The sequence below is a fragment of the Staphylococcus sp. HMSC062A01 genome (assembly GCF_001836805.1).
Taxonomy (GTDB): Bacteria; Bacillota; Bacilli; order Staphylococcales; family Staphylococcaceae; genus Staphylococcus; species Staphylococcus haemolyticus.
This window is the reverse complement of sequence record NZ_KV830621.1, coordinates 101,025-126,044: the sequence shown is the minus strand read 5'-3', so window position 1 is coordinate 126,044 and position 25,020 is coordinate 101,025. Positions and strand designations below refer to the sequence as shown.

The 25,020-nt window shown below is 31.4% G+C and carries 26 protein-coding genes, 1 pseudogene and 1 riboswitch; of the genes and pseudogenes, 7 read left to right on the top strand and 20 right to left on the bottom strand.

The genetic code is table 11. The annotated features are described in order from the left end of the window. Nucleotides 1-55 precede the first annotated feature (55 nt). Both HMPREF2715_RS05975 and HMPREF2715_RS05970 read right to left on the bottom strand, forming a co-directional pair. Nucleotides 56-1,435 carry a RecQ family ATP-dependent DNA helicase gene (locus tag HMPREF2715_RS05975; protein ID WP_070581650.1) on the bottom strand — a complete coding sequence of 460 codons (1,380 nt, stop codon included), beginning with the start codon at nt 1,433-1,435 and terminating at the stop codon, nt 56-58. Further along, the gene (locus HMPREF2715_RS05970) at nt 1,428-2,381 is read right to left on the bottom strand and encodes a YpbB family protein (RefSeq protein WP_070581648.1); all 954 of its coding nucleotides are present in this window, start codon (nt 2,379-2,381) and stop codon (nt 1,428-1,430) included. The genes HMPREF2715_RS05975 and HMPREF2715_RS05970 overlap by 8 nt, the downstream gene beginning before the upstream one ends. A 109-nt stretch (nt 2,382-2,490) precedes the next feature. Here HMPREF2715_RS05970 and HMPREF2715_RS05965 point away from each other — a divergent pair, with 109 nt between their 5' ends. After that, complete coding sequence (locus tag HMPREF2715_RS05965) at nt 2,491-2,739, top strand: ferredoxin (protein ID WP_002449743.1); 249 nt, start codon at nt 2,491-2,493, stop codon at nt 2,737-2,739. A 71-nt stretch (nt 2,740-2,810) separates the two neighbouring features. Here the strand turns inward: HMPREF2715_RS05965 and HMPREF2715_RS05960 are convergent, their stop codons facing one another. The 6 genes from HMPREF2715_RS05960 to HMPREF2715_RS05935 all read right to left on the bottom strand — a co-directional run bounded on the left by HMPREF2715_RS05960 (nt 2,811) and on the right by HMPREF2715_RS05935 (nt 8,314). Next, nucleotides 2,811-3,362: an ECF transporter S component gene (locus tag HMPREF2715_RS05960; protein WP_070581646.1), complete on the bottom strand. Its 552-nt coding sequence runs from the start codon at nt 3,360-3,362 to the stop codon at nt 2,811-2,813. Nucleotides 3,363-3,426: 64 nt separating this feature from the next. Then, nucleotides 3,427-3,553, bottom strand: a riboswitch (FMN riboswitch). A 136-nt stretch (nt 3,554-3,689) separates the two neighbouring features. Further along, nucleotides 3,690-5,459 carry an ATP-binding protein gene (locus HMPREF2715_RS05955; RefSeq protein ID WP_070581645.1) on the bottom strand — a complete coding sequence of 590 codons (1,770 nt, stop codon included), beginning with the start codon at nt 5,457-5,459 and terminating at the stop codon, nt 3,690-3,692. Further along, nucleotides 5,440-6,165: a response regulator gene (locus HMPREF2715_RS05950; protein ID WP_037550503.1), complete on the bottom strand. Its 726-nt coding sequence runs from the start codon at nt 6,163-6,165 to the stop codon at nt 5,440-5,442. The genes HMPREF2715_RS05955 and HMPREF2715_RS05950 overlap by 20 nt, the downstream gene beginning before the upstream one ends. 151 nt (nt 6,166-6,316) lie before the next feature. Then, nucleotides 6,317-7,054: a pseudouridine synthase gene (locus HMPREF2715_RS05945; RefSeq protein WP_011275719.1), complete on the bottom strand. Its 738-nt coding sequence runs from the start codon at nt 7,052-7,054 to the stop codon at nt 6,317-6,319. Continuing rightward, nucleotides 7,051-7,590, bottom strand: a complete 540-nt coding sequence (gene scpB / locus HMPREF2715_RS05940; RefSeq protein WP_070442919.1) for an SMC-Scp complex subunit ScpB — start codon at nt 7,588-7,590, stop codon at nt 7,051-7,053. Before scpB ends, HMPREF2715_RS05945 begins: the two co-directional genes overlap by 4 nt. Beyond that, nucleotides 7,583-8,314 carry a segregation and condensation protein A gene (locus HMPREF2715_RS05935; protein WP_070581643.1) on the bottom strand — a complete coding sequence of 244 codons (732 nt, stop codon included), beginning with the start codon at nt 8,312-8,314 and terminating at the stop codon, nt 7,583-7,585. Before HMPREF2715_RS05935 ends, scpB begins: the two co-directional genes overlap by 8 nt. A gap of 93 nt (nt 8,315-8,407) precedes the next feature. On the opposite strand from HMPREF2715_RS05935, the gene HMPREF2715_RS05930 reads away from it, so the two are divergent. Continuing rightward, nucleotides 8,408-8,929, top strand: a complete 522-nt coding sequence (locus tag HMPREF2715_RS05930; protein ID WP_070581641.1) for a DUF309 domain-containing protein — start codon at nt 8,408-8,410, stop codon at nt 8,927-8,929. A 103-nt stretch (nt 8,930-9,032) separates the two neighbouring features. Here HMPREF2715_RS05930 and xerD read toward each other — a convergent pair whose 3' ends face one another. The 3 genes from xerD to HMPREF2715_RS05915 all read right to left on the bottom strand — a co-directional run bounded on the left by xerD (nt 9,033) and on the right by HMPREF2715_RS05915 (nt 11,114). Further along, the gene (gene xerD, locus HMPREF2715_RS05925) at nt 9,033-9,920 is read right to left on the bottom strand and encodes a site-specific tyrosine recombinase XerD (RefSeq protein WP_070442911.1); all 888 of its coding nucleotides are present in this window, start codon (nt 9,918-9,920) and stop codon (nt 9,033-9,035) included. A gap of 100 nt (nt 9,921-10,020) precedes the next feature. Further along, on the bottom strand, nt 10,021-10,467 hold the full coding sequence (locus tag HMPREF2715_RS05920; protein WP_011275714.1) for a ferric iron uptake transcriptional regulator: 447 nt from the start codon (nt 10,465-10,467) through the stop codon (nt 10,021-10,023). A 104-nt stretch (nt 10,468-10,571) separates the two neighbouring features. Beyond that, nucleotides 10,572-11,114: an NUDIX hydrolase gene (locus tag HMPREF2715_RS05915; protein ID WP_037537035.1), complete on the bottom strand. Its 543-nt coding sequence runs from the start codon at nt 11,112-11,114 to the stop codon at nt 10,572-10,574. An 81-nt stretch (nt 11,115-11,195) separates the two neighbouring features. Here HMPREF2715_RS05915 and HMPREF2715_RS05910 point away from each other — a divergent pair, with 81 nt between their 5' ends. Next, nucleotides 11,196-12,104 carry an aldo/keto reductase gene (locus HMPREF2715_RS05910; protein WP_070839628.1) on the top strand — a complete coding sequence of 303 codons (909 nt, stop codon included), beginning with the start codon at nt 11,196-11,198 and terminating at the stop codon, nt 12,102-12,104. A 102-nt stretch (nt 12,105-12,206) separates the two neighbouring features. Here the strand turns inward: HMPREF2715_RS05910 and HMPREF2715_RS05905 are convergent, their stop codons facing one another. Then, nucleotides 12,207-12,449: a hypothetical protein gene (locus HMPREF2715_RS05905; RefSeq protein WP_070581640.1), complete on the bottom strand. Its 243-nt coding sequence runs from the start codon at nt 12,447-12,449 to the stop codon at nt 12,207-12,209. 14 nt (nt 12,450-12,463) lie between these two features. Further along, nucleotides 12,464-13,219, bottom strand: coding sequence for an SDR family NAD(P)-dependent oxidoreductase (locus HMPREF2715_RS05900; protein ID WP_033079848.1), 756 nt, complete (start codon nt 13,217-13,219; stop codon nt 12,464-12,466). Nucleotides 13,220-13,420: 201 nt separating this feature from the next. On the opposite strand from HMPREF2715_RS05900, the gene proC reads away from it, so the two are divergent. Next, the gene (proC, locus tag HMPREF2715_RS05895; RefSeq protein WP_033079849.1) at nt 13,421-14,236 is read left to right on the top strand and encodes a pyrroline-5-carboxylate reductase; all 816 of its coding nucleotides are present in this window, start codon (nt 13,421-13,423) and stop codon (nt 14,234-14,236) included. A 113-nt stretch (nt 14,237-14,349) separates the two neighbouring features. On the opposite strand, the gene rnz is transcribed toward proC, so the two are convergent. Beyond that, nucleotides 14,350-15,270 carry a ribonuclease Z gene (rnz, locus tag HMPREF2715_RS05890; protein ID WP_046309245.1) on the bottom strand — a complete coding sequence of 307 codons (921 nt, stop codon included), beginning with the start codon at nt 15,268-15,270 and terminating at the stop codon, nt 14,350-14,352. Nucleotides 15,271-15,505: 235 nt separating this feature from the next. Here rnz and zwf point away from each other — a divergent pair, with 235 nt between their 5' ends. Then, nucleotides 15,506-16,990, top strand: coding sequence for a glucose-6-phosphate dehydrogenase (zwf, locus tag HMPREF2715_RS05885; RefSeq protein WP_070839626.1), 1,485 nt, complete (start codon nt 15,506-15,508; stop codon nt 16,988-16,990). A gap of 283 nt (nt 16,991-17,273) precedes the next feature. Then, nucleotides 17,274-18,137 (top strand): AraC family transcriptional regulator, encoded by an 864-nt coding sequence (locus HMPREF2715_RS05880; RefSeq protein ID WP_033079852.1) that lies wholly within the window; start codon nt 17,274-17,276, stop codon nt 18,135-18,137. Nucleotides 18,138-18,298: 161 nt separating this feature from the next. Here HMPREF2715_RS05880 and HMPREF2715_RS11875 read toward each other — a convergent pair whose 3' ends face one another. From HMPREF2715_RS11875 to HMPREF2715_RS05860, 5 genes are all read right to left on the bottom strand, one after another. Continuing rightward, on the bottom strand, nt 18,299-18,394 hold the full coding sequence (locus HMPREF2715_RS11875; RefSeq protein WP_107609979.1) for a type I toxin-antitoxin system Fst family toxin: 96 nt from the start codon (nt 18,392-18,394) through the stop codon (nt 18,299-18,301). Between the two features lie 172 nt (nt 18,395-18,566). After that, a complete protein-coding gene (locus tag HMPREF2715_RS05875) occupies nt 18,567-20,213 on the bottom strand; it encodes a glycoside hydrolase family 13 protein (RefSeq protein ID WP_059776565.1) in 1,647 nt (548 codons plus the stop codon). 12 nt (nt 20,214-20,225) lie between these two features. After that, nucleotides 20,226-21,221, bottom strand: coding sequence for a LacI family DNA-binding transcriptional regulator (locus HMPREF2715_RS05870; protein ID WP_070581637.1), 996 nt, complete (start codon nt 21,219-21,221; stop codon nt 20,226-20,228). A 175-nt stretch (nt 21,222-21,396) separates the two neighbouring features. Next, entirely contained in the window at nt 21,397-22,803 is a 1,407-nt protein-coding gene (gndA, locus tag HMPREF2715_RS05865) for an NADP-dependent phosphogluconate dehydrogenase (protein WP_070442887.1), read from the bottom strand. A 73-nt stretch (nt 22,804-22,876) separates the two neighbouring features. Then, the gene (locus tag HMPREF2715_RS05860) at nt 22,877-24,004 is read right to left on the bottom strand and encodes a M20/M25/M40 family metallo-hydrolase (RefSeq protein ID WP_070839623.1); all 1,128 of its coding nucleotides are present in this window, start codon (nt 24,002-24,004) and stop codon (nt 22,877-22,879) included. 157 nt (nt 24,005-24,161) lie between these two features. On the opposite strand from HMPREF2715_RS05860, the gene prli42 reads away from it, so the two are divergent. Next, nucleotides 24,162-24,257: a stressosome-associated protein Prli42 gene (gene prli42, locus HMPREF2715_RS12030; RefSeq protein ID WP_176744141.1), complete on the top strand. Its 96-nt coding sequence runs from the start codon at nt 24,162-24,164 to the stop codon at nt 24,255-24,257. Here prli42 and HMPREF2715_RS11650 read toward each other — a convergent pair. Next, nucleotides 24,246-24,775, bottom strand: a pseudogene (locus HMPREF2715_RS11650) (transposase); the annotation flags it as partial. The gene prli42 and the pseudogene HMPREF2715_RS11650 sit on opposite strands and share 12 nt — an antisense overlap. Between the last annotated feature and the right edge of the window lie 245 nt (nt 24,776-25,020).

Genomic DNA, 25,020 nt, shown 5'->3' with positions numbered 1-25,020 from the left:
AACTTTAAGTATTATAATTATATCCTCTTAAAATAAATTTAGTAAAGAAAAGCAACTATACTTTAAATAAATATTTTAACTTTTCAGTATAACTTAATTTTCTTTTAACTTTTTTTCTATTGGTAACTTTTATAGGCATCAAATTAGAATCTATATCACAACATTGCTGAGGTTGAGTTGGATTATCACCAAAAAATTCTAATAAATAACGACGTCTACATTGATCTAGGGATGTATAACCGATCATTCTTTGATAACCTAATTTTTTTCGAATTAATGAATTGTCAAAAATTGTTTTGAGTACGTTGGATGAATATCTTTGACTCAATATGGTTAGTATTTCTTGCTTTTGAGGAGGTAAAAAAGCACCTATATCAAAAGCATCGATGTCTTCAGTAGTTATCGCATCACTAAACAATAATGTCTCTAATATATAGCTATCGTCTGGCTGATATAGACTAATCGCTTGGCTTTGTAAATTATCTCTCCCGGCTCTACCAATTTCTTGTAAGTAATTTGAAGGACTTGTTGATAAATGAAAATGGATGACTGTTCTAATGTCTTTTTTATTAACGCCCATGCCAAAAGCACTAGTAGCCACGATAACGGGTATAAAGTTCTCCATAAATTGATTTTGTACAGTATGTCGTTCTTGATAAGATAAATCACCATGATAAATACCGGTTAAATAACCATAGTCGTATATCATATTGGCTAATTCTAAACAGACCTTTTTAGATGAAACATAAATAATAGTTGGACCGGATTGTTCTAAAAAGTTTAATAGCCACTTAATTTTAGCACCATCATTTTCAAAGTTAAGATGAGAAAAAGATATATTCTCCCGATTCATAGAAGTCTTAATTACGTTTAATTTCCTAGATAAGATAAGATTTAAGTCGTTTTCTAAATGAGGTGGTGCTGTAGCTGTTAAAGCCAGTATTGATGCATTTTTATAATGAGATGTTATCTTACCTATTAATGCATAATGAGGTCGGAAATCATAACCCCATTCAGATAAACAATGTGCCTCATCAAGTACAATTAATCCGAAGTCAATTTTCCTAATTAATTTAAAGTTTTGTGTTTGTAAAATAAATTCTGGACTTAAAAAAACAAAGCGACTTTTGTGTAATGAATTTATATTTTGTTGTTTTTCATTTTCATCCATGCCTGAATGAATAGAAGTAACAAATTTCTCACCTTGAGCTTTCAATTGCATCACTTGGTCATCCATAAGAGAGATTAACGGAGATATTATTAATGTTGGCTTTCCTTTCATATAGGTTGGCATTTGGTAACATAAGCTTTTACCACTCCCCGTAGGAAGAATACCTAGGGTATCTTTCTTACTAACTACACTTTCGATTATTTCTTTTTGACCAGGATTAAATGATGAGAATCCGAACCATTCTCTCAATTTTTCTTCAAGCACTCAATTCACCTCTCTCAATACCGACTATTAACAATTTAATTTGAAAATAAGATAATTGATCAAATTCTTCTTTATATAATTTTAATCTATGTCCTCTGTTTTGATAATAAAATGCTATAAATTCACTTGTTTGTGGGCCATTAACAAAGGTTTGGTATTCTGAAAAATATCCTTTTATAAATAATTCAAGAACGTGATCTTCGATTGTGTTAATTTTAACATTTTGGGTCACTGCAGCCTCATCCATAGAAAGACCTTTGAGTAATTGATGATACGTAATTGTCGTTTTATTTAACAAAGTCGGTAATATGATTGTTTGAGTTAATATAGGAAATTGTTTATCGTTTTCTAATGCAAACATCATTTGCACTAAATTATTGAGTTCAAGTTCAAATAACTTAGTTACAGGTATATCTTCTATTAAAGAAACCTGCTGTCGCGTATACATAGGTTCTTCATAACCTTGTAGATAATAATGGATTAAACAGTTGTTACTACATTTTTCATCAATTAAATGAAAGAGCTGTTCGATTTCTTTTTCAAAATCATCAACTAAATTTTGTTCCAGTATTTTTGAATAGATTTGTTTCACTCTACTTTGAACAGTTATTTGTTGTGTAATTGGTATAAAGTTTAAGTGGTTGTTTTTAAAATGAGTTATAGTTTGTATTAGTAATTGAATGCAACTAAAAGTTTGAATCATACTATCGTATGTATATCTTGGATGTATTGTAATGTCAGTATTTTGATTATTATAGGTGTCTAAAAATCGCTCAAAAGACGGATATTTTAATTTAGGTAAACTATGATATAATGATAAAAGTTGTTGGGAACATGCATCAAAAAATGTTTGATGTGATTTTTTTCCATTCAAAATATTATAAATACTTTTATTGGTTTTATAATCGAATGAATGATTTGATGCATAAGTAATAATTGAGTGCATTAATGAATCCTCACTTTATATAACTAATAGAATAGTAAATAAATTAATCGAAGTGTTATTTAACATTTGTTATACTAGTGTAGCATTTTTATCAAAGGAGGCGAAGAATTTGGCAAAGTATACAATCGTTGATATGGATACATGTATTGCTTGTGGAGCATGTGGTGCTGCTGCACCTGACATTTACGATTATGACGACGAAGGTATTGCTTTCGTAATCCTTGATGATAATCAAGGTACTGCAGAAGTACCAGAAGAATTATATGAAGATATGGAAGATGCGCTTGAAGGTTGTCCGACTGATTCAATTAAGATTGAAGAAGAACCATTTGATGGTGATGCTCTTAAATTTGAATAGTCACATATTGTGAGTGAATTAATAATGAAACCTCCTAATGTTGAATAATTAGTTCAACATTAGGAGGTTTTCTATGATAATACGCGTTTTAATCTTCTGTATAAAAGCGTAAATATAATTGAAATCACGATACCTTTTATAATATTGAAAGGTATAACTCCTGATAAAATGATAATTTTTAGATTGTTAAAGACATCACCTAAATTAAAAATCATTCCATATAATGGAAGTAAAACAAAGTAATTCAGTATACTAAGTACGATAGTCATTACTATAGTACCTATTGCTAGCCCCACAACCAATGAACGTGGTGTATCACTATGACGGCCTTGACGCTTAGTTACATAATAAGCGGATAACAGGAAACTAACACCTGCTAAAAAATTGGCAACTGGACCAACAGGATCTCCCATATTGAATAAAAAATTAAGTATATTTTTGATAAGTGCTACTAAAATACCAGCAATGGGACCTAAAAGAAATGTTGCTAATAAAGTTGGAACATCACTAAAGTCTAATGTTAAGTATGGTGGTAAAAAAGGTAGCGGAAATTTAATGAATGTTAAAATAAACGCTATGGCACTTAACATGCTAATAGTGATAAGACGTTTGTTTTGTTGCATATTTAATTTTCTCCTTCCATTCATCTTACATAGAATAGGAGATAATTTTGCACAACAAAAAAACCTCCATCTTCTCCCATCCAGACTATACTGTCGGCTTCAGATTTCCACTGAATCAGCCACTTCAAAGAAGCGGGTCGCAGGCTTAATTTACTGCCGGTTGGGAATTGCACCCTACCCCGAAGATGAATTATATAATTGATTAATTTAATTTTTATATTACCTTATGTGAAAGCATTGCGCAATAATGGTGCTTAGACTTATTTAAAAAAGAGCAATACACCATTCTTAAGTACAAGGTGTTTGCTCTTAGATAAAATAAATATATTAATAGGTATATTTATTTTTAGGCTTTGGTAACTTAATTATGAATGTTGTACCTTTGTTTACTTCACTTTCAACTTTAATAGTACCACCATGTTCTTCGATTATCATTTTACAGATAAATAGTCCTAAACCAGTTCCCTGTTTACCTCTAGTTCTTGAAGCCTCTACTTTATAAAATCTGTCGAATACGAGTTCAATATGCTCTGGAGATATGCCGCTACCAGTATCTTTAATGTACAACGTTTGATAGGAATCATCCGTAGTTGTTGTAATTGATATTGAATCACCTGGTTGAGTATAACGTGTGGCATTGTCAATTAAATTTGTTAGAACTTGGTCTATGCGATCGGCATCGTATTCCCATAATTCATCACCGATGTTTGGTTCTAATGACATATTTAATTCTAAATCATCAGCCTGTTGTTTATATTTCATTTGCATTTTAGATAGTATAGGTTTAATGGGTTGTTTTTCTTTATTAACAGTTAAACCCTCTGCATCCATGCGAGCCACATTTAATAATTCATTTACTAATCGATTTAAACGTTTCGTTTCATCTAATACAATTGATAAAGAATCTCGAATTTCTTCTGGTTCGGTTACAATACCATCTACAATTGATTCAGTGTAACCTTGTAATAACGAAATAGGTGTACGTAATTCATGTGAAACATTGGCAATGAAATCTTTCTTCATCTGATCTAAATTATGTTCATTAGTCATATCTCTTATAATGACTACAATTCCACTACGGCCATCTTGTTGAATTCTCTCTACATAACTCATGATTATGACGTAATATTTATTGTTAATCTCATATTCTTGGAATTCGGTGTCTTTTGAAACAAATGTAGTTTCAATTTGCTTTTCAATTTCTTTATATACAGTTTTGTCTATTGATTTAATAATATAGTCAGCCATTTTATTTGAAAGAATAACTTCCCTCTTATCATTTAAACCCAATACACCTTCAATCATAGAATTAATCAAACTATCTCTTATATTTTTTTGAGTTGAAAGTGCCTCTATATTCTCTTGTATTTCAGAACTCATATTATTAAACGTATGTGATAATTCGCCTATCTCATCTTTAGTTGAAACACTTGTCTGTTTTGAATAATCACCTTTAGAAATATTAATAGCTTGAGTTCTAAGATGTCGTAAAGGTTTAGTAATTCTATTTGACAAAAAGAATGCAAATATTGTTGAAATAGCGATAAATATAATGGCGGTGATTAAAATGATAATGGTAATTGCATTATTAGTATCTTCAATAGACTTTAAATCTTGATAAATGAATACTGCACTATATTTTGAATTTGCATTTTCTTGTGCTTTCATAGGATAGCCTAACAAAATATAGGAATGGGAATTACCGTTATTACTTATTGTTATATTTTGAGTGGTAGACTTTCCTTGAGAGAAGACGCGTTGGAATTGCGAATTCTTGTGTATCTCTTCAAGCATTTTGTCTTTAGTATTGCTATTTGAACTTTTAAAACTTGAAGACTTATTAGCCATTATAATAACGCCACCTGATCCATCTATTAATTGTTGGCTGTGTTCTATGGCTAAAGTTTTATTATCAGCTTGTTCAACTAAGTGGCTGATTCTAGACGCATCTTCTCTTATAGCATTTTCAGTTTGTTGTGTGTAGTAGTATTGTATAAAAGTAATTAATGCCGCACTTAATAAAATTAAAACTGTCGTTACTATGAAAAGTATAGTTAACCACAGTTTTATTACCACACTATTTAGTCGATTCGTCATTAGACTTTACCTCGAATTTGTAACCAACACCCCAAACAGTTTGAATCATATGTGCAGCATCTTCTGATACACGATTAAGTTTCTCACGCAGGCGTTTAACATGAGTGTCTACTGTTCTTAAATCACCATAAAATTCATAATGCCATACTTCTTTTAAAAGTTGTTCACGATCAAACACTTTATTAGGTGTCTTAGCTAAATAAATAAGTAATTCGTACTCTTTTGGAGTTAAATTAACTTGTTGGTTATCTGCTAATACACGATGTGCATCATTATCAATAATTAAATGATTAAATTCAATAACATCTCTTGCATGAGGTTCACTTTGTTCAGGTTTAGAAGATTGCGTTCTACGTAATAATGCTTTTACTCTTAAAACAACCTCTCTTGGTGAGAATGGTTTGACGATATAATCATCTGCGCCAGACTCAAATCCTTCTACCCTATTTGTTTCTTCGCCTTTAGCTGTAAGCATAATAATAGGTGTGTCTTTATGTTCACGTAACTTAGATGCTACTTCAATACCTTCCATTTCTGGTAACATCAAGTCTAAAAGTATGCACGCATAGTCATTTTCTATAGCAAGATTATAAGCTTCTTTGCCATTACTTGCTTCATGAATCGTAAACGATTCTCTCTCTAGGTATAGTTTCAATAATCTTCTGATTCTATCCTCATCGTCTACAATTAATATTTCATTTGTCATTTTGTTTATACCTCCTACACATGCTCAATTCACTCATTATTATAGCATACAGCATGATTGAAAGCTTTACTTTAAAGTTAACTTTGTGAAAAAAATAGCAAGAGAAATTAATATCATTTAATTTCTCTTGCTATTGTAAAATATACTTCATTTATTTTCCGTTTTCTGCCATATGTCTTAATACTTTAACTTCATGAGGTGTCAGTACTCTGCCCTCACCTGCATTTAATCCTTTAAGGTTCAAATTGCCGAACTCAATTCTTGTTAATTTATCAACTTGATGTCCAAAATGCTCGAACATACGACGAACTTGTCGATTTCGTCCTTCACTAATAGTGATTTCTACAAGTGTAATATTTTTATCTTTATCTTGCTTTTTTACTTTGACTTGAGCTGGTTGGGTAAAACCATCTTCAAGTTCAATTCCATTTTCTAAAGCTTTAACTTCTTCTCTCATGAGGTAACCTTTTAATTTAGCCACATATTTTTTTTGAATATGATATCTTGGATGAGTCATTAAGTTTGTAAATTCGCCATCATTAGTAAGTAACAATAATCCTGATGTATCATAATCTAATCTACCAACAGGATAAATTCTTGTCTCTAAATCTTTAAAGTAGTCAGTAACCACAGTTCGTCCTCTATCGTCAGACACACTTGTTATAACTTGAGTTGGTTTATAGAACAAAATATACATTTTGTCTTCTTGTTCAATTTTAATTCCTTCAACCTCAACTGTATCAGAACTTTTTACTTTAGTACCTAATTCAGTTACGGTTTGCCCGTTAACTTTAACTTTGCCTTCGGTAATTAAAGTTTCAGCTTTTCTTCGTGAAGTGTATCCACTATTAGCAATTCGTTTTTGAAGCCTTTCTAATTCTTTACTCATTTTGTATCTCCTTTTTGATTTACTAAATTACTAAAGAAATCTTCCATTTCTTCTTCATCTTCTTCAGTTGTTGGTAAATCTTCCATTTTTTCTATTCCAAATACATTTAAAAACAAATCCGTTGTTTGTAAAGCATGACTACGAGAATTTTCTACATCTTTAGCTTCAATTAATCCACGTGCAATTAATGTTCTAACTGCACCATCAGAATTAATTCCTCTAATTAATTCTATGTCACTACGACTCAATGGCTGATTATACGCAATAATTGATAATGTTTCCATTGCAGCTTGAGATAATTTCATATTAGATTTTTGTTCAATTAATTGTTCGATATAAGGTGAAGCTTCTTTTTTTGAAGTTAAAATATATGTTGAACCAAATTTTTGAATTATTAAACCACTAGAGGTGTATGATGAAATTAATTCAGATAATTTAGCTTGATTAATATCGAGAATTTCTAATAATTGCTTTTCGTCAAGCCCTTCATCCCCAGCTGTGTATAGTAATGCTTCTATGATTCCGTGTTTATCCAATATTAAAATTCACTCCTCTAATGATACGTATATCATCAAAATTTCTAACTTGTTCTATGTTAATTACTCCTGATTTAGACATCTCCAATATAGCTAAAAAGTGAGTAACCACCTGTTCTATTGGCTCGCTAAAAGTAAATAAACTGAAGAAATTAAAAGATGTATGATGCTTTAATTGTGTAGTTACCTTTTCAGTAGCTTGTTGAATAGTGAAACTTTCTTTAATTATTTCAACTGTCTTAGGTTTATTAAGAGCTAATCTTCTTTTAACGCGTTGATAAGCAACAATTAAATCTGTTAAATCTAAGGTTTGGCTTTCATCCCATGTTACGTTTTTCTCAAGATGGGATAGGTCAGTTGGGTGTTTAGTAAAATAGTGCTCTCGCTCTTCTTTTTTCTCAGTTAACAATTGTGTGTATTCTTTATAATTTTGATATTCAATTAATCGCCCTACCAAATCTTCACGAGGATCTTCTTCAAGGTTATCGTCTACATCATGTTGAGGGAGTAATAATTTACTTTTTATCATTAATAGCTCTGAAGCCATAACTAAATATTCACTAGCTACATTAATTTCTAGTTGCTTCATAGCGTGGACGTATTGCATATATTGCTCTGTTAATGATTTCATTGGTATATCATAAATATCAATTTCATATTTTTGAATTAAGTGGAGTAGCAAATCTAATGGGCCATTAAAGGCATCTAATTTTACTTCATACATATTAATCGTCCTCATATTGAATCTCTATCGTGCATAATTTCCTAAAATATTATAGCATGAATAATACAAACATTAAATTAAGGATGAGATGGATTGGACAAAGCCTTAATCGATTTTTATTATTATTTTCACAAACACCAACATTATTTCTTATGTCATGATATTTTGGAAGAAGCATGGAAATCAAATATAAATTTTTCTAAAAAGGATGGCATAGTGAGTTTAATTTTATTTTCAACTGCTATGTACCATTATAGAAGAGGTAATACAAAAGGTGCACTTGTAACTTTGAAAAAGTCATTGAGCACTTTTGAAAAAGCAAATGATAAAACGTTGTTGCAACTTAATGAGCAAGATTATAAAACATTAATTTTAAGTCAAATTAAATCCATTGAAGATTCAAAATCTTTTAAACCTGTATACATACCGATAAATAATATTTTTGAAAAACAGATTATTAATACTTATCCAGATTACAAATTTACAACACTTTTAACTCAAGATGAATATATAGTTAATCATCATAAAAAACGAGATAGAAGTGATGTAATCAGTGCAAGACATCAAGCGATGATTGAAAAACAAAATATTAGGAGTGGAAAAGATTTAAAATAAAATTTAGTGTAGCTCGACTTACATTAATTATAAAATATCTTTTTGGAAACTTTTATGAAAGTACTCTTAATCCACTCCCAATTTAAGAGTATTTATTTGTGGTCTAGGCTCTCGGATGAAATTGGTTATACATCTGTCTGATTTGAGTTTTAGAAACATGTGTATATAACTGAGTAGTAGAAATATCAGAATGACCTAACATCTCTTGAACTGCTCGTAAATCTGCGCCATTTTCTAATAAATGAGTAGCAAACGAGTGTCTTAATGTGTGTGGGGTCAAAGTTTTAGTAATATTCGCTCTTAAACCATATTGTTTAATTAGCTTCCATATACCTTGACGTGTCAAAGGTCGACCATGCAAGTTCAAAAACAGTACATTCGTTACCGTTTTTTTAAGTAATTGAGGTCTAACAGTATTGATATAAGTATCTAAATATTCAATGACAGTGTCACCTAAAGGAATGATTCTCTCTTTGTTCCCTTTACCGAAAACTTTAACAAATCCCATAATTAAGTTGACATCGTCTATCTCAATTTGTATTAATTCAGTAACACGCATGCCTGTTGCGTATAATAATTCTAAAATTGTACGATCGCGATACCCATTATTTTTAGTTAAATCCGGTGTTTCTAGTAACTGAATTACTTCTTCAACATCTAAAACATCTGGAAGTTTTTTTTCGTACTTAGGCGTTTCAATTAAAACGGTGGGATCTTTAGCAGCATATTTTTCGCGTAAAGCAAATTGATGAAAACTACGTATTGTTGAAATAAATCTTGCAATAGATTTTGCGGACGCGCCTTGATCTATTAGAGAACCAAGGCATTCTTGTATTGTTTGTCTATCTATAAAATCAATATGAGCAATTTTTTGTTCTTGCATATATAATTGATATTTTTTCAAATCTCTGCGATAAGCGCCAATCGTATTTTCACTTAAACCTTTTTCAATTTGTATAAATTTTAAATATTCCTCGATAATTGTTTCCATGACAACACCTCTATTTGAATAAACTCAAAATCATTTTTATGTAATAGTATTAAGAAAGACTAAGACAATGATTTAAAATTGTCCTAGTCTATAAGTTAATCTATTTTCCTTTAGCTTGGCATTCAGCGCAAACGCCGTGAAAAGTTAATCTGTGATCAAGAATTTTAAAGTTATATTCTGTTTCTACTCTTTCTTCAACTTGAGGTAATAAGTCTTCATGAATTTCATCAACTTTACCACATTCCATACACACTAAATGGTGATGGAAGTGTTTAGCGCCCTCTTTTCTTAAATCAAAGCGTGCAACACCATCACCAAAATTAATTTTGTCAACTACTTTTATTTCAGCTAAAAGTTCTAATGTTCTATAAACAGTTGCTAGTCCAATTTCAGGTGCTTTGTCTTTCACTTTTAAATAAACATCTTCCGCGCTTAGGTGATCCTTTTCATTTTCAATTAGAACTCGTACTGTGGCTTCTCTTTGTGGTGTTAATTTATATGAAGATTGTTGTAATTGTTGTTTAACTCGATTTAATCGTTCTTCCATGGGAGCGACACTCCTCTATCAATAATTATAATCATTTTAAATTGAAAATATTTCAATTACTAAATTACCAATATTTTCAATTAAATGCAAGAGCTTTACAGCACTTAATTAGAATGATTATAATTTAATAATATATATTGTAAACCAATTATGGTTTTAGCATCTTCTATTTCATGATTATCAAGCAATGCTTTTATATCTGAAATCGGTACTTTATGCAATTCAACAAACTCATCTTCATCTAGGTTAAGTTGCCCTTCGCTTAGATTATTGCTGAAGTATATAGTGAGTTTTTCATTTGTGAATCCAGGACAACCATACATGTCTGTTATAAATTCTAAATTATTTGCCACATAACCTGTTTCTTCTTCTAATTCTCGTTTGGCAGCCTCTTCACGAACTTCATCTTGTTCTAATTTTCCAGCCGGTATTTCTAACAAAGCTTTTTCAACTGGTTTACGAAATTGCTTAACAAGTAATACTTCGTCATTAGGCGTTATTGCACAGACTGCCACTGCACCGTTATGGTAGACTAATTCCCTTCTAGATGTATTGCCATCAGGCAACTCCACATCATGAATTTCTAAATCTATAATTTTGCCATTATAAATTACTGTTCTATCAAACGTCTTTTCATTAAATTCCATTAAATTCACGTCCCTTTCAATTCATTATATAAATTGGTAAGATGAATGCGTTACCTAAAGTTTATCGGAAGGAGATTGGACATGCAAAAGAATATTTTAAAAAGTGGCATCGAAATTTCAGAATTAGGGTTAGGTTGTATGAGTTTAGGTACAGAGTATGCTAATGCTGAACCTATCATTGAAAAAGCGATCGAAAGTGGTATCACTTATTTTGATACTGCTGATATTTATGATAGAGGGACTAATGAAAAAATTGTGGGCAAAGCTTTAAAAAAATATCAAAATCGTGATGATATTGTAATTGGAACAAAAGTTGGAAATCGCCCTACTGAAGATGGAGGTACAACATGGGACCCTTCTAAGAAATATATTAAAGAAAGTGTAAAGGGATCATTAAAACGATTAGGACTAGATCATATAGATTTATATCAATTGCATGGTGGTACAATAGATGATCCATTGGATGAAACAATTAGTGCATTTAATGAATTAAAGCAAGAAGGTATCATTAAGGCATATGGTATTTCTTCAATACGCCCAAATGTTATTGATTATTATTTAAAACATAGTGAAATCGAGACAATTATGTCGCAATTTAATTTAATTGATAATCGTCCAGAACAATTATTGAGTGACATCCATGCGAAAGGCGTTAAATTGTTAGCACGCGGACCTGTATTTAAAGGGTTGTTAACTTCCAATAGTATTGATGCTTTAGATCATAAATTTAGTGAGGGCATATTTGATTATACACATCATGATTTAGGAGAAACGATTGCTTCTGTTAAAGAAATAGAAAGTAATCTTAGTGCTTTATCTTTTGAATATTTAAAATCTCATGATGCACTTGGCGCAATTATCATTGGCGCTAGTTCGCCACAACAATTAGAAGAAAACGTTAATAATTACAATAAAAAAGTAAGTCTTGATCAAGTGAAAGCAGCTCGAGAAAGAGTGAAGAACTTAGAATATACTCAACATTTAAAATAGATAACATACTTAATTAATTTTTAAATAATCTCTTAGGTGTTAGGGACAATAAATTAAAAACTTGTCCTACACACCTTTTGTTTCAATTTAAATTGATTTAATTTAATATTGCTTTAAATACCTATGTTTATCATGTTCACTTTCTTCTTTAATGACTACATTCATGATTTCCCCTCTTAATATTAGTTCATGAAATTTGAAATCTATAAATGATTGTTCGGCAGAATCTAATGAATCATAATAGTCTTGTCCTAATAAATCTGTAATAGTAAAAATTGTTTGTGATGATAGTGTATTCACATTCTCAATACATTGTTTGACGTCTCGGTTCACACAACATAACATACAATCACTCCTATTTACTGTTTGTTCTTAAATAAAAATGGAAAAAGCGATTCAAGAAATCTAGGGCATAATTGATAAAATTTTAAAGCGGAGTGCATCCATTTAGGTTGATTGATTTCACATTTACGTTTAATAATACCGTCAATAATATCTTTAGCTAATAGTGTTGGATCTAACATCATTGCGTCATACTTATGTGCATATGCGAGACTTGGATCTGCTTTTTCGTGAAAAGGCGTTCGAACAGGTCCGGGATTAACTAACATGACATGGTAAGATGGATGTTCTAAACGAAGTGCATTTAGAACTGCATTAAAAGCCGCTTTAGATGCACCATAATAAGCCGCATTTGCTTGTGTGATGAATGCTGCTTGACTCGAAATCCCTACAATACTCGCATGTTTGGATAAATATGGCAGTAAGGCATGCAGTAATAAATTAAAACCGATGATATTAACTTCGTAAGTTTCTAACATTTCATTAGTGGAATGTTGACTTATCGATTTAAAATACCCAAGCCCAGCACTATAAATGATACCGTCAATTTGAGTATCGATATATTGTGGTAACATGCTAATAGCATTTTTATCTTGCAAATCACAAGTTAGCATTTGTACTCTTTTTTCAAATGGTTTGAAATTGATTTGTTTATACTTTTCTTTGTTCCTAGCAAGAATTGTAACATTAGCCCCTTTTTTGATAAGTTGCTTAGTGATTTCAAGCCCCAATCCACTAGTGCCTCCAGTAACGATATAATGTTTACCTAACATAGTAATACCCTCTTTAATTATGATTAAGATTATAATAACCTAAATCATTTCATACATAAAGTTATCTATTATATAAAAAGAAGTGCCCCGGGATCACCTGAGCTAAAGCTCATGCGTATAGTAGCACTAACTTTTATAAAAAAAGTGCTACTAATATGTTACTATGGTTTTATAAATTAAAGAGTGAGGATGATGTTGTCAATGAAATTAGTATTTTATGGTGCAGGAAATATGGCACAAGCAATCTTCAAAGGTATAATTAATTCAAAAAAATTAAAGTCACATGATATTTACTTAACAAATAAATCGAATGAAGAAGCGTTAAAAAATTTCGCTGAGGAATTAGGTGTTGAATACAGCTACGATGATGAAAACTTATTACAAGACGCAGATTATGTCTTCTTAGGTTCTAAACCTTATGATTTCGAAAAAGTAGCACAAAGAATTCAACCATACATCAATGAAAACAATCGCTTTATTTCTATTATGGCTGGTTTACCTATCAATTATATTCAGGAACAATTACATGTTGAAAATCCTATCGCTCGAATTATGCCTAATACAAATGCACAAGTTGGTCATTCTGTAACAGGTATCAGCTTTTCAGGAAATTTTGGACCTAAATCAAAGGAAGAGGTTATCGATTTAGTAAATGCTTTTGGTTCAGTAATTGAGGTGGATGAAGACCACTTACATCAAGTAACTGCGATTACAGGAAGCGGTCCTGCATTTTTATATCATGTCTTTGAACAATATGTTAAAGCAGGTACAGATTTAGGTCTTGAGAAAGATCAAGTTGAAGAATCAATTAAAAATTTAATTATTGGTACAAGTAAGATGATTGAAAGATCAGATTTAAGTATGGAACAGTTGCGTAAAAATATTACTTCTAAAGGTGGAACAACTCAAGCGGGTTTAAATGCATTAGCTCAACATGATATTGAAGCAATCTTTAAGGATTGTTTGAATGCAGCAGTTCATCGTAGCGTTGAATTATCTAAAAATGAAGATAATTAAATTTTACTGTAAAAGAGACTAGGATAATGATTTCTCTGTGACTTCTATATCCTAGTCTCTTACTTTGTAATTTTAATTATACTTACTTTAAAGAGTTAAAGAATTAGTAGTTATTAAATTTTAAACGTATCAAAATCTTTAACAAATTCAAAATTTGGAACGTCTTCATGTGTCTTTAATTGTTGTTTAATAAGTTGAATATTCTCGTGATTATAGCGATTACTTAAATGTGTGATTAAGCTTCTTTTTACATTAGCTTGTTTTATTAATTCAAAAACATCTTCAATATGACTATGGTGATAATTATTTGCTAATGTTTTTTCGCCTTCAATGTATGTAGCTTCATGAATCATTACATCAGAATCTTTAGCAATGCTTAATTCCGACTGACATGGTTTTGTATCACCAAAGATGGATATAATTGGTCCGGGTTTAGCTGGCCCTTTGAAATCATCCGAATTATATACTTGTCCTTCATATTCAAAATTATCATAAGATTTTACTTCTTGATATTTTGGTCCAGGATATAAACCAATAGATTTAAGTGCCTCAACATCAATTGTTCCTGGTGTCGTCGGAGATTCAATGCGATAACCATAAGAAGGGATACCATGATTTAACAAATGTGCACTAATTGAGAATCCTTTATGATGATATGTGAAATGATTATCAATTTCTATATAAGTAATCGGATAGTTTAGATGAGATTCAGATAATCTTAGTGTAGTCTCAATAAATTGCTGTAAACCTCTAGGACCAATAACTGTCAGTGGTTTGTCTTCTCCACCTTGAAAAGAACGGCTTGTAAGTAGTCCAGGCAATCCGAAAATATGATCTCCGTGCATATGCGTTATAAAAATATGGTCAACTTTTCCTAGCTTAATTGAATGATGTAAAATTTGATGTTGTGTGCCCTCTCCGACATCAAATAGCCATATACTATTCGAAAAAGGTTCAAGGTTCAAAGCTATAGCTTGAGTATTTCTCTCTTTAGTAGGTAACCCAGCACTTGTTCCGAAGAATGTAACTTCCATGCATATGCCTCCTTTTCCTTCATTATATTTTATCATATGTGATTATTTTTGCTATAAAAAGACATAAAATAAATGCATTAGATACATTTTGAGTTATAATGATATTAAATTGTGCATCATTCCATTATATAAGTGCCCTAGCAAAATAATAAATATTAGGCAAATCAGTTTGAAGCGGTGCAAATATAATTTATAATAATACAATCATAGTATTAATAGAATTGAGGTTTTGAACTTGAGTAAACATTCTAAACATATTCCTTGTTTAATTACTATTTTCGGTGCTACCGGAGATTTAAGTCATAGAAAATTATTTCCATCACTATTCCATTTATTTCAACAAGATAATTTAGATGAACATATTGCAATAATTGGAATTGGACGTAGAGATTACACGAACGAAGTCTTTCGTGAACAAGTTAAAAGTTCTATCCAAAAGCATGTCAAAGATACGGATCAAATAGATGCATTTATGGAACATGTCTATTATTTTAAACATGATGTAAGTGATGAACAAAGTTATTATTCATTATTGAGTTTTTCAAATGAATTAGATTCACAATATCAGTTAAAAGGAAATCGCTTATTTTATTTAGCAATGGCACCTCAATTCTTTGGTATTATTTCGGATTACTTAAAATCATCTGGTTTAACCGATACTACTGGTTTTAAACGATTAGTTATTGAAAAACCATTTGGCAGTGATTTAAAATCGGCTGAGCAATTAAACAATCAATTAAGACGCTCATTTAAAGAAGAAGAAATATACAGAATTGATCATTATTTAGGTAAAGATATGGTTCAAAATATAGAAGTCTTACGCTTTTCAAATGCGATGTTTGAACCATTATGGAATAATAAATATATTTCAAACATTCAAGTAACATCCTCAGAAGTATTAGGTGTTGAGGACCGTGGAGGTTATTATGAATCTAGTGGCGCATTAAAAGATATGGTACAAAATCATATGTTACAAATGGTGGCCCTTTTAGCTATGGAAGCGCCAATTAGCTTAAATAGTGAAGATATACGTGCTGAAAAAGTTAAAGTATTGAAATCACTTAGACAGCTTGAACCTCAAGAAGTAAAACAAAATTTTGTACGTGGACAGTATGATGAAGGATTTATTGATGGTGAAAAAGTCATTGCCTATCGAGATGAAGATCGAGTAGCCGAAGATTCAAATACTCCAACTTTTGTATCAGGCCGACTAACAATTGATAACTTCCGTTGGGCTGGTGTACCTTTCTATATTAGAACGGGAAAACGTATGAAATCTAAATCGATTCAAGTTGTAGTTGAGTTCAAAGAAGTACCAATGAACTTATACTATCAGACCGATAAATTGTTGGATTCAAACTTATTAGTTATTAATATTCAACCTAATGAGGGTATATCACTTCATTTAAACGCGAAAAAGAACATCCAAGGTATTGATACAGAACCCGTTCAATTATCATATGCAATGAGTGCTCAAGATAAGATGAACACTGTGGATGCCTATGAAAATTTATTATTCGATTGTTTAAAAGGTGATGCTACAAACTTTACACATTGGGAAGAATTAAAATCTACATGGAAGTTTGTTGATGTTATACAAGATGAATGGACAAAGAATGAACCTAACTTCCCTAACTATGAGTCAGGTACAAATGGACCATTAGAAAGTGATTTACTATTAAGTAGAGATGGTAATCATTGGTGGGATGATATACAATAAATAGACAATTGATAAGCCTATAGTGAAGCCTTCTGGACTAAAGTAATATTTTGAGTTCAAGTATTATTTTAATAGTAGCTACCTAAATTGAGCATGTGCTTATAGCCAGCCTCTTTCAACTATAGTCATTCTTTTGGTGGTGGGACAATGAATTGATTTTAAATTTTGTCCTACCACCCTTTTCTATTAAAAAATTTTCAATATGGCACATGTTAAGATGTATATTTTCTAAAAATAAGGTAAAATAAAAGTTAATGATTGTAAATTTATTGGAGTGAGAGTTTTGGACGTTATCAAGCAGATACAACAGGCAATTGTATTTATCGAAGATCGTTTATTAGAGCCGTTTAATTTGCAAGATTTGAGTGATTACGTTGGTCTTTCTCCTTACCATCTTGATCAATCATTTAAAATGATTGTTGGACAATCACCTGAACATTACGCACACGCAAGAAAAATGACTGCAGCTGCTAAAGAAATGGTTCAAAGTTCTTCGAGGTTAGTAGATGTCGCAAAAAAGTATAACTATCATAGTTCAAATGATTTTGCGAATGATTTTAGTGATTTTCATGGAATTTCACCAATTCAAGCATCTACAAAAAAAGATGAATTAAAATTACAAGAACGTTTATATATAAAGTTGACAACTACTGAACGAGCACCTTATCCATATAGACTAGATACCACGGAAGATATAGCATTAGTAGGTTATGTACGTTATATTGAAGCAAATAATTTATCTAATCCTTATAAAGTTCCTGATTTTTTAGAAGATTTAATTCTTGATGGTAAAATAAAAGATTTAAAAAGGTATAATAACATAAGTCCATATGAGTTGTTTGTAATCACTTGTCCATTAGATAATGGATTGGAATTATTTATTGGTGTTCCAAGTGATAGATATCCATCTCATTTAGAAAGTAGAATATTACCTGGAAGACATTATGCGAAATTTAATCTCCAAGGTGAAATAGACTATGCGGTTAATGAAGCTTGGTATTATATCGAATCAAGTTTACAACTTACTTTACCTTATGAAAGAGATAGCTTATATGTTGAAATATATCCCTTTGATGTCTCATTTGAGGACCCATTCACTAAAATTCAATTATGGTTGCCAATTGAACAAGAAAATTATGATTTGTAAATATCAAAGAAATACATTCTCTAATCAAAGCACCATATCTTTTTGCAAATCTATAACGATAAGTGTTATAATCTAACTAACAAGAATATCTGCATTTTATGCACCAATCCCCTCACTATGCCAGTAGTGAGGGGATTTTTTTGGTGTGGCTTGTCGCCTATTTACTTATTGTTACGGTTTCGAAGCCAATACGAAAATAACGCAACAATACAACCACTTGTTACTGTGGCTACGATGTGCACAAGAATATCTGCCATTTTAGCACCCCCTCTCTGCGTATAGATAAACGCCTGAGAGATAGGCGACTTATTTATTATATCATCTCTAATATATGAGTCATGTATTATTTACGGCCGTAAAATGATTTTTTATTTTTCAAAAGAAAACGAGGTTAGGACAAAAAAAGTATGTCCTAATATTGCTTATGAATTAAATTTCTGCTACAAATGCTTCGAATGGCTTAAGTGATTTTGAATCTAATTGACTATTGTAGTTATGTAATTTGATTGCATTCTCATCGATATCAAAAGGTAATGTTAATGAACTTTGTTTATCAGTTAAGTTACCTGCAACCACTACAGTTTTGCCTTCTAATTGCCTAGTATAAGCAAACACATTTTCATTTTCTGCATCAATTAAATCAAACTGTCCGTACGTATAAATTTCATGAGATTTCTTTAATTGAATCAATTTTTTGTAAAAATTAAGTACAGAATGCTCGTCTTCTAATTGATGAGCTACATTAATATCTCTATAATTTGGATTAACAGGGAACCAAGGTTTTCCCTCTGTGAAGCCACCATTTGTAGAATCATTCCATTGCATAGGTGTACGAGAATTATCACGATTTTCCATTCTATACTTATCTAATAATTGATCAACGTCTCCACCTTGTTCTTTTACAATTTTATATTCATTTCTAACCGCAACATCATTAAACGTTTCAATACTTTCAAAAGGATAATTGGTCATACCAATTTCTTGTCCTTGATAGATAAAAGGTGTACCTTGCTGTAAGAAATACACAACGGCATGGCTTGTAGCAGATTCAAACCAGTAATCTTTATCGTTACCCCAAGTTGATACACGACGAGGTTGATCATGGTTTTCTATGAAAAGTGCATTCCAACCAATTCCTTCTAGTCTCTTTTGCCAGCGATTTAACACCTCTTTATATGATTTAACGTCAAATTGAGAATCACCAGTACTCCATAAACCTAAATGTTCAAATTGGAAGATCATATTGAATTTACCTTTATCTTCTCCAACCCACTCTTCTGCATTATCTGGAGTTACACCGTTGGCTTCTCCAACAGTCATAATATCATATTGGCTTAGTGACTCATCTTTCATTTCTTGTAGCCAATTGTGAATACCAGGTTGATTCATATCTACATCAAAGGCTGGAGCATATTTTTTTCCTTCTGGTACAGGTAAGTCACCAGCTTCAAATGTTTTCTTGATATGTGTAATAGCATCGACACGGAATCCATCAATACCCTTTTCAAACCACCAATTCATCATGTTGAATACTGATTCACGTACTTCTGGATTATCCCAATTTAAATCTGGTTGTTTTTTACTAAATAAATGGAAGTAATATTGATTAGTTGTTTCATCAAATTGCCATGTTGAACCATTAAAAATGCTCTCCCAATTATTTGGTTCAGAACCATCATCTTTAGGGTCTGCCCATATGTACCAGTCTCTTTTAGGGTTCTCTTTACTAGATTTTGATTCAATAAACCAAGGATGCTCATCAGATGTATGGTTAACGACTAAATCTAATATTAGTTTCATACCACGGTCATGTACACCTTTTAATAGACGATCAAAATCTTCCATTGTACCAAATTCATCCATAATATCTTGATAATCACTGATATCATATCCATTATCATCATTAGGTGATTTATACATTGGACTTAGCCATATAACATCAATACCTAAGTCTTTAAGATAGTCTAATTTTTCGATTACACCTGGTAAATCACCAATACCATCATTGTTAGTATCATTAAAACTTCTTGGATAAACTTGATACGCTACTGCTTCTTTCCACCAATTTTTATTCATAATTATGCTCCTTTATATTTTTGTAGTTGATACCCTTTCAACTATTTGAGTTGAAATCAATTTTTCTCTAAAAGAAATAGTTTCATTTCTTAATACATCAATGATTGTATTGCCTGCTGTGAGGCCTAATACATCTGGGTTAATGTTTACGCTTGTTTGAGATGGTGTTGCATTTTCAGTGAGAAAAGATGTATTAAACGTGGCAGTTTGTACATCCTCTGGAATGCGTAGTTGATATTCATAAAGCACATTTAATAATTGCATATTTAACATAGCATCAGACGTTATAATCACTGAAGGCGTATGAATAGCATCAATACAATATTGCTTTATACAATCACGTAAATCATTCATGGACTTTATTACGATACAGTCATTTGAAAGTTTAACGTTGTCACAGTATTGTTTAAATCCTACTGTTCTGTCTTCTGTAACTGCATAATGTCCAGATTCTTGTAAAAATAATATATGGCGGTGTCCTAAATGATATAAATATTGTGTTAATTGATAAGCTGCATCGATATTATTATTATCAATATGTATGATATTTTCGTAGTTCAAAGATTTCCCAATTATAAGATAAGGAACTTTAAACTCATAAAGTAGATGCTCAATAGGATCATCTTTCAATGAATATAAAAGAATAAATCCATCCACACTTTTAGATTGAATCATTGTTTTTACTTCATGATATAAGTCCCTGCTATTTTCCGACACAGTCATTCTAGTTGAATAGCCTCTTACATTACATGCCTGATTAATACCATTAAGAACGTCACTATTAAATGGATTTTGACGTATTTCAGGAGTGGAACTTTTCTGTATTAATCCAATGGTCATTGTTTTATTTGTTATTAATGTTCTTGCCGCTTGATTGGGTATGTATCCTAATTTGGACATAGCCGCTTTGACTTTATTTGAAGTTGCCTCACTAATTTTCGCATTGTTCCGTATCACCCTCGATACTGTAGATGTAGCTACATTAGCCTCTTTGGCAACATCTTTAATTGTAACCGTTGTATATCACCTCAATCTTTAAACTTTAGTAAACGCTTTCAATCATCTTATATTTTCATGGTATAGTATTCGTATTAGGAAGTCAATCATTTTGTGCAATCGTTTGCATAATTTTTAAAAAAGAAGTAAACCATTGAATTGGTTTACTTCTGTAACTAGTATGTGATTACTCTTCAACCCATTGAGTATGGAAGATACCTTCTTTATCTTTACGTTCATACGTATGTGCACCGAAATAGTCACGTTGTGCTTGAATTAAGTTTGCTGGTAAATTTTCAGAGCGATAACTATCATAGTAGTTTACGCTGGCAGAGAATCCAGGTGTTGGTACGCCGTTACGTACACCTGTTGCTACTACATCTCTCAATGCATCTTGATATTCTGTGACAATACCTTTGAAATAAGGATCTAATAAAAGGTTTTGTAATTCTGAGTTGTTATCATATGCGTCTTTAATTTTTTGTAAGAATTGAGCACGAATAATACAACCTTCACGCCATATCATTGCTAAATCGCCTAATTTTAAATTCCATTCATTTTCTTCACTAGCTTTACGCATTTGCGCAAATCCTTGTGCATATGAACAAATTTTACTCATATATAAAGCTTTACGGATTTTTTCTAAGAATTCATCTTTATTACCAATAAATTCTGCTTTAGGACCGTTTAATTCCTTAGAAGCATTCACACGTTCTTGTTTAATTGATGAAATGAAACGAGCAAATACTGATTCAGTGATAATCGTTAAAGGAATACCTAATTCTAAGGCATTGATAGAAGTCCATTTACCTGTACCTTTTTGACCCGCAGTGTCTAAGATCTTTTCGACAAGTGCTTCATTGTCATCATCTAATTTAGTGAAGATATCACCAGTGATTTCAATCAAATAACTTTCTAATTCACCAGCATTCCATTCTTTAAATGTCTTAGAGATGTCTTCATGTGACATACCTAATAAATCTTTCATCATCGCATAGCTCTCTGCTATAAGTTGCATATCTGCATATTCAATACCATTATGAACCATCTTAACATAGTGGCCGGCACCATTTGGTCCAATATATTCTACACATGATGCACCATCTTTAGCTTTTGCAGCAATTGCATCTAGTATATCACTCACTTTATTATAAGCTGCTTCTTGACCACCTGGCATTAATGAAGGACCAGTAAGGGCACCTACTTCACCACCAGATACACCCATGCCAATAAAGTTAATACCACTTTCAGCTAAGGCTTTATTACGACGGATTGTATCTTGATAATTAGTGTTACCACCATCAATTAAAATGTCATCATCATCTAATAATGGAAGTAAACTGTCAATTGTTGCATCTGTTGCAGGACCTGCTTTAACCATTAATAAAATTTTACGTGGCTTTTCTAATGAATTAACAAATTCTTCCAAAGAATATGTTGGGTGGATTTGTTTACCTTTAGATTCATTAACCATTTCATCTGTTTTTTCGCTTGAACGGTTATATACAGAAACGCTATAACCACGTGATTCAATGTTCCAAGCGAGGTTTTTACCCATTACTGCTAAACCTACTACACCTATTTGTTGAGTCATATTACTTACCTCTCTCATTCAATTTTTCAATAGTATTGTATCATAAAAGTCGAAAGTACTTCACTAAACTAAATTACGATTTAGCTACTAACTCAATAATTTTGACAATTTGTTTTGCTAATTGATTAAGTGAATTCACTGAAATACGTTCAGATGTTGTATGAATATGTTCATAGCCCACACCTAAAATGACTGTAGGGATTCCAAATGTATTAATAATACTGCCATCTGATCCGCCTCCAGCAATAACAGTATCCCCTGCTAATCCAAGTTCTCTAGCACTATTGGTAGCAAATTGAGTTACTTTGTCATCATTTTCTAATTTAAAACCAGGGTAGCTCTTCTCGATGATAACTTTTGCTTCACCACCTAATTCTTGTGCGGTAGTCTCGAATGTTTCCTTCATATGAGTGACTTGTTGTTCAATACTTTGATTATCATGAGAGCGTGCCTCAGCTTCTAAAACTACTTCATCAGCAACGATATTTGTAGCAGAGCCACCATGAAATTTACCTATATTAGCAGTAGTATAGTCATCAATTTGTCCTAGCTTCATGCGACTAATAGCTTTTGCAGCAATGTTTATTGCACTAATTCCTTCTGAAGGTGTACTAGCATGAGCTGTTTTTCCTAAAATAGTCGTGTTTATTACCATTTGAGTTGGTGCTCCTACTACTGTTGTGCCAACAGGTTGACTAGCATCAACTGCATAACCAAACTCAGCGTCAATGTATGTTGAATCTAGTTCTTTAGCACCTTTAAGACCAGATTCCTCACCAACAGTAATAATAAATTGGATTTGGCCATGTGGAATTTCATTTTCATTAAGATATTGAATGGTTTCAATTATTGCTGCTAATCCCGCCTTATCATCAGCACCTAGAATGGTACTACCATCAGAATAAATATATCCATCCTCTTTAATTTGAGGTTTAATATTTATTCCAGGTATAACAGTGTCCATGTGACTAGTGAAGTAAATTTTAGACACATCTTCTTTCGCACTAGTGGCTGGTAAAGTACATATAAGATTGTTAGCACCTAACCATGACTTTTCTGATGCATGATCTTCAATTACATTTAAACCTAGTTCTTCAAATTTCTTTTTTAAAATGTGTTGAATGACTTCCTCATGTCCTGTTTCAGAATTTATTTGGACTAATTCTAAAAATGTTTCAAGTAATCGTTGACTGTTTATCATTATGACAAACCCCTTTCTCGTTTGATTTCTATTTTAACTAATTTTCTACAATATCAAAAATAAATTGATTGCCATTTGTATAAAAATCATTTATGGTTAATTTATATATTAAGTAAAGTGTATTATGTAAGTGTTTTTAAATAAGGAGCGTCAAATAGTGAATAATAAAGTGTTAAGAATTATAATAATTGTAATGTTGATTGCAATTGTGGCAGCATTACTACTCACAAGTTTAGTGCCACTAATGTATTAATCTTCGCAATAAAAAAGAGTCCGGGACATAAATTTCCAGGATAAGTAAATAAAGACAATTTCTATTTAAATAATATAGAAATTGTCTTTTTTTTTAATGTTTTTGATTACTTTCAACTCGTTGAGTTGTTACTTTTCTTATATTAAGTGCCATTAGCACAAATCCTAGTTCTCTTTTGGCTTTATTTATCCCTCGAACGGACATTCGAGGGAAACCCCAAATAGATTTCATAAATCCAAAAACAGGCTCCACATCAATTTTTCTTTGACTGTAGTTGGTTTTGTTTTTGGTTCTGAATGCTTTTTATTATTTTGGGATTTAAAATATTCTCAATTATAATTCTTCATTATTTTTTTATTTGCTTTTAAATTGAAGTTCATACATTGTTGTTTCAGTGGACATTCTGAACAATCATCACATTCATATAATTTAAAGCCTCGTTTAAAACCATTCTTATCATGACGATAGGCATATCTTTTGAAACCTAATCTTTTATTGTTCGGACAAATGAATTCATCGAATTCGGTCTTAGGGATTGTTTCAACAATATCATTTACATGTTACCATTTGTTGGGATAAGAACTGAAGTTTCCATTGGTAGAGTAAGTCGAGTCATGTTATAATCCCTATACATAAGGCACCTCGTTAATTTAGTTTAATGAAGTTTATTCAATTATACGAAAGTGCCTTATTTTTTAAGTGTTTGAATGTAAAATTACATATAAATAAAAAGTATTTTGGCGAGACTCTTGAGGGAACAGGA

Bases quoted from the DNA above. Each gene is read 5' to 3' on its own strand.
- xerD (WP_070442911.1), bottom strand. From the start codon at position 9,920: ATGGAAACAATTATCGAGGAATATTTAAAATTTATACAAATTGAAAAA.
- HMPREF2715_RS05950 (WP_037550503.1), bottom strand. From the start codon at position 6,165: ATGACAAATGAAATATTAATTGTAGACGATGAGGATAGAATCAGAAGA.
- HMPREF2715_RS05860 (WP_070839623.1), bottom strand. From the start codon at position 24,004: ATGATAAACAGTCAACGATTACTTGAAACATTTTTAGAATTAGTCCAA.
- rnz (WP_046309245.1), bottom strand. From the start codon at position 15,270: ATGGAAGTTACATTCTTCGGAACAAGTGCTGGGTTACCTACTAAAGAG.
- HMPREF2715_RS05960 (WP_070581646.1), bottom strand. From the start codon at position 3,362: ATGCAACAAAACAAACGTCTTATCACTATTAGCATGTTAAGTGCCATA.
- HMPREF2715_RS11875 (WP_107609979.1), bottom strand. From the start codon at position 18,394: ATGGCAGATATTCTTGTGCACATCGTAGCCACAGTAACAAGTGGTTGT.
- proC (WP_033079849.1), top strand. From the start codon at position 13,421: ATGAAATTAGTATTTTATGGTGCAGGAAATATGGCACAAGCAATCTTC.
- HMPREF2715_RS05910 (WP_070839628.1), top strand. From the start codon at position 11,196: ATGCAAAAGAATATTTTAAAAAGTGGCATCGAAATTTCAGAATTAGGG.
- HMPREF2715_RS05970 (WP_070581648.1), bottom strand. From the start codon at position 2,381: ATGCACTCAATTATTACTTATGCATCAAATCATTCATTCGATTATAAA.
- HMPREF2715_RS05905 (WP_070581640.1), bottom strand. From the start codon at position 12,449: ATGTTATGTTGTGTGAACCGAGACGTCAAACAATGTATTGAGAATGTG.
- HMPREF2715_RS05935 (WP_070581643.1), bottom strand. From the start codon at position 8,314: ATGTATGAAGTAAAATTAGATGCCTTTAATGGCCCATTAGATTTGCTA.
- HMPREF2715_RS05915 (WP_037537035.1), bottom strand. From the start codon at position 11,114: ATGGAATTTAATGAAAAGACGTTTGATAGAACAGTAATTTATAATGGC.
- HMPREF2715_RS05945 (WP_011275719.1), bottom strand. From the start codon at position 7,054: ATGAGTAAAGAATTAGAAAGGCTTCAAAAACGAATTGCTAATAGTGGA.
- gndA (WP_070442887.1), bottom strand. From the start codon at position 22,803: ATGACTCAACAAATAGGTGTAGTAGGTTTAGCAGTAATGGGTAAAAAC.
- HMPREF2715_RS05875 (WP_059776565.1), bottom strand. From the start codon at position 20,213: ATGAATAAAAATTGGTGGAAAGAAGCAGTAGCGTATCAAGTTTATCCA.
- HMPREF2715_RS05900 (WP_033079848.1), bottom strand. From the start codon at position 13,219: ATGTTAGGTAAACATTATATCGTTACTGGAGGCACTAGTGGATTGGGG.
- HMPREF2715_RS05920 (WP_011275714.1), bottom strand. From the start codon at position 10,467: ATGGAAGAACGATTAAATCGAGTTAAACAACAATTACAACAATCTTCA.
- HMPREF2715_RS05955 (WP_070581645.1), bottom strand. From the start codon at position 5,459: ATGACGAATCGACTAAATAGTGTGGTAATAAAACTGTGGTTAACTATA.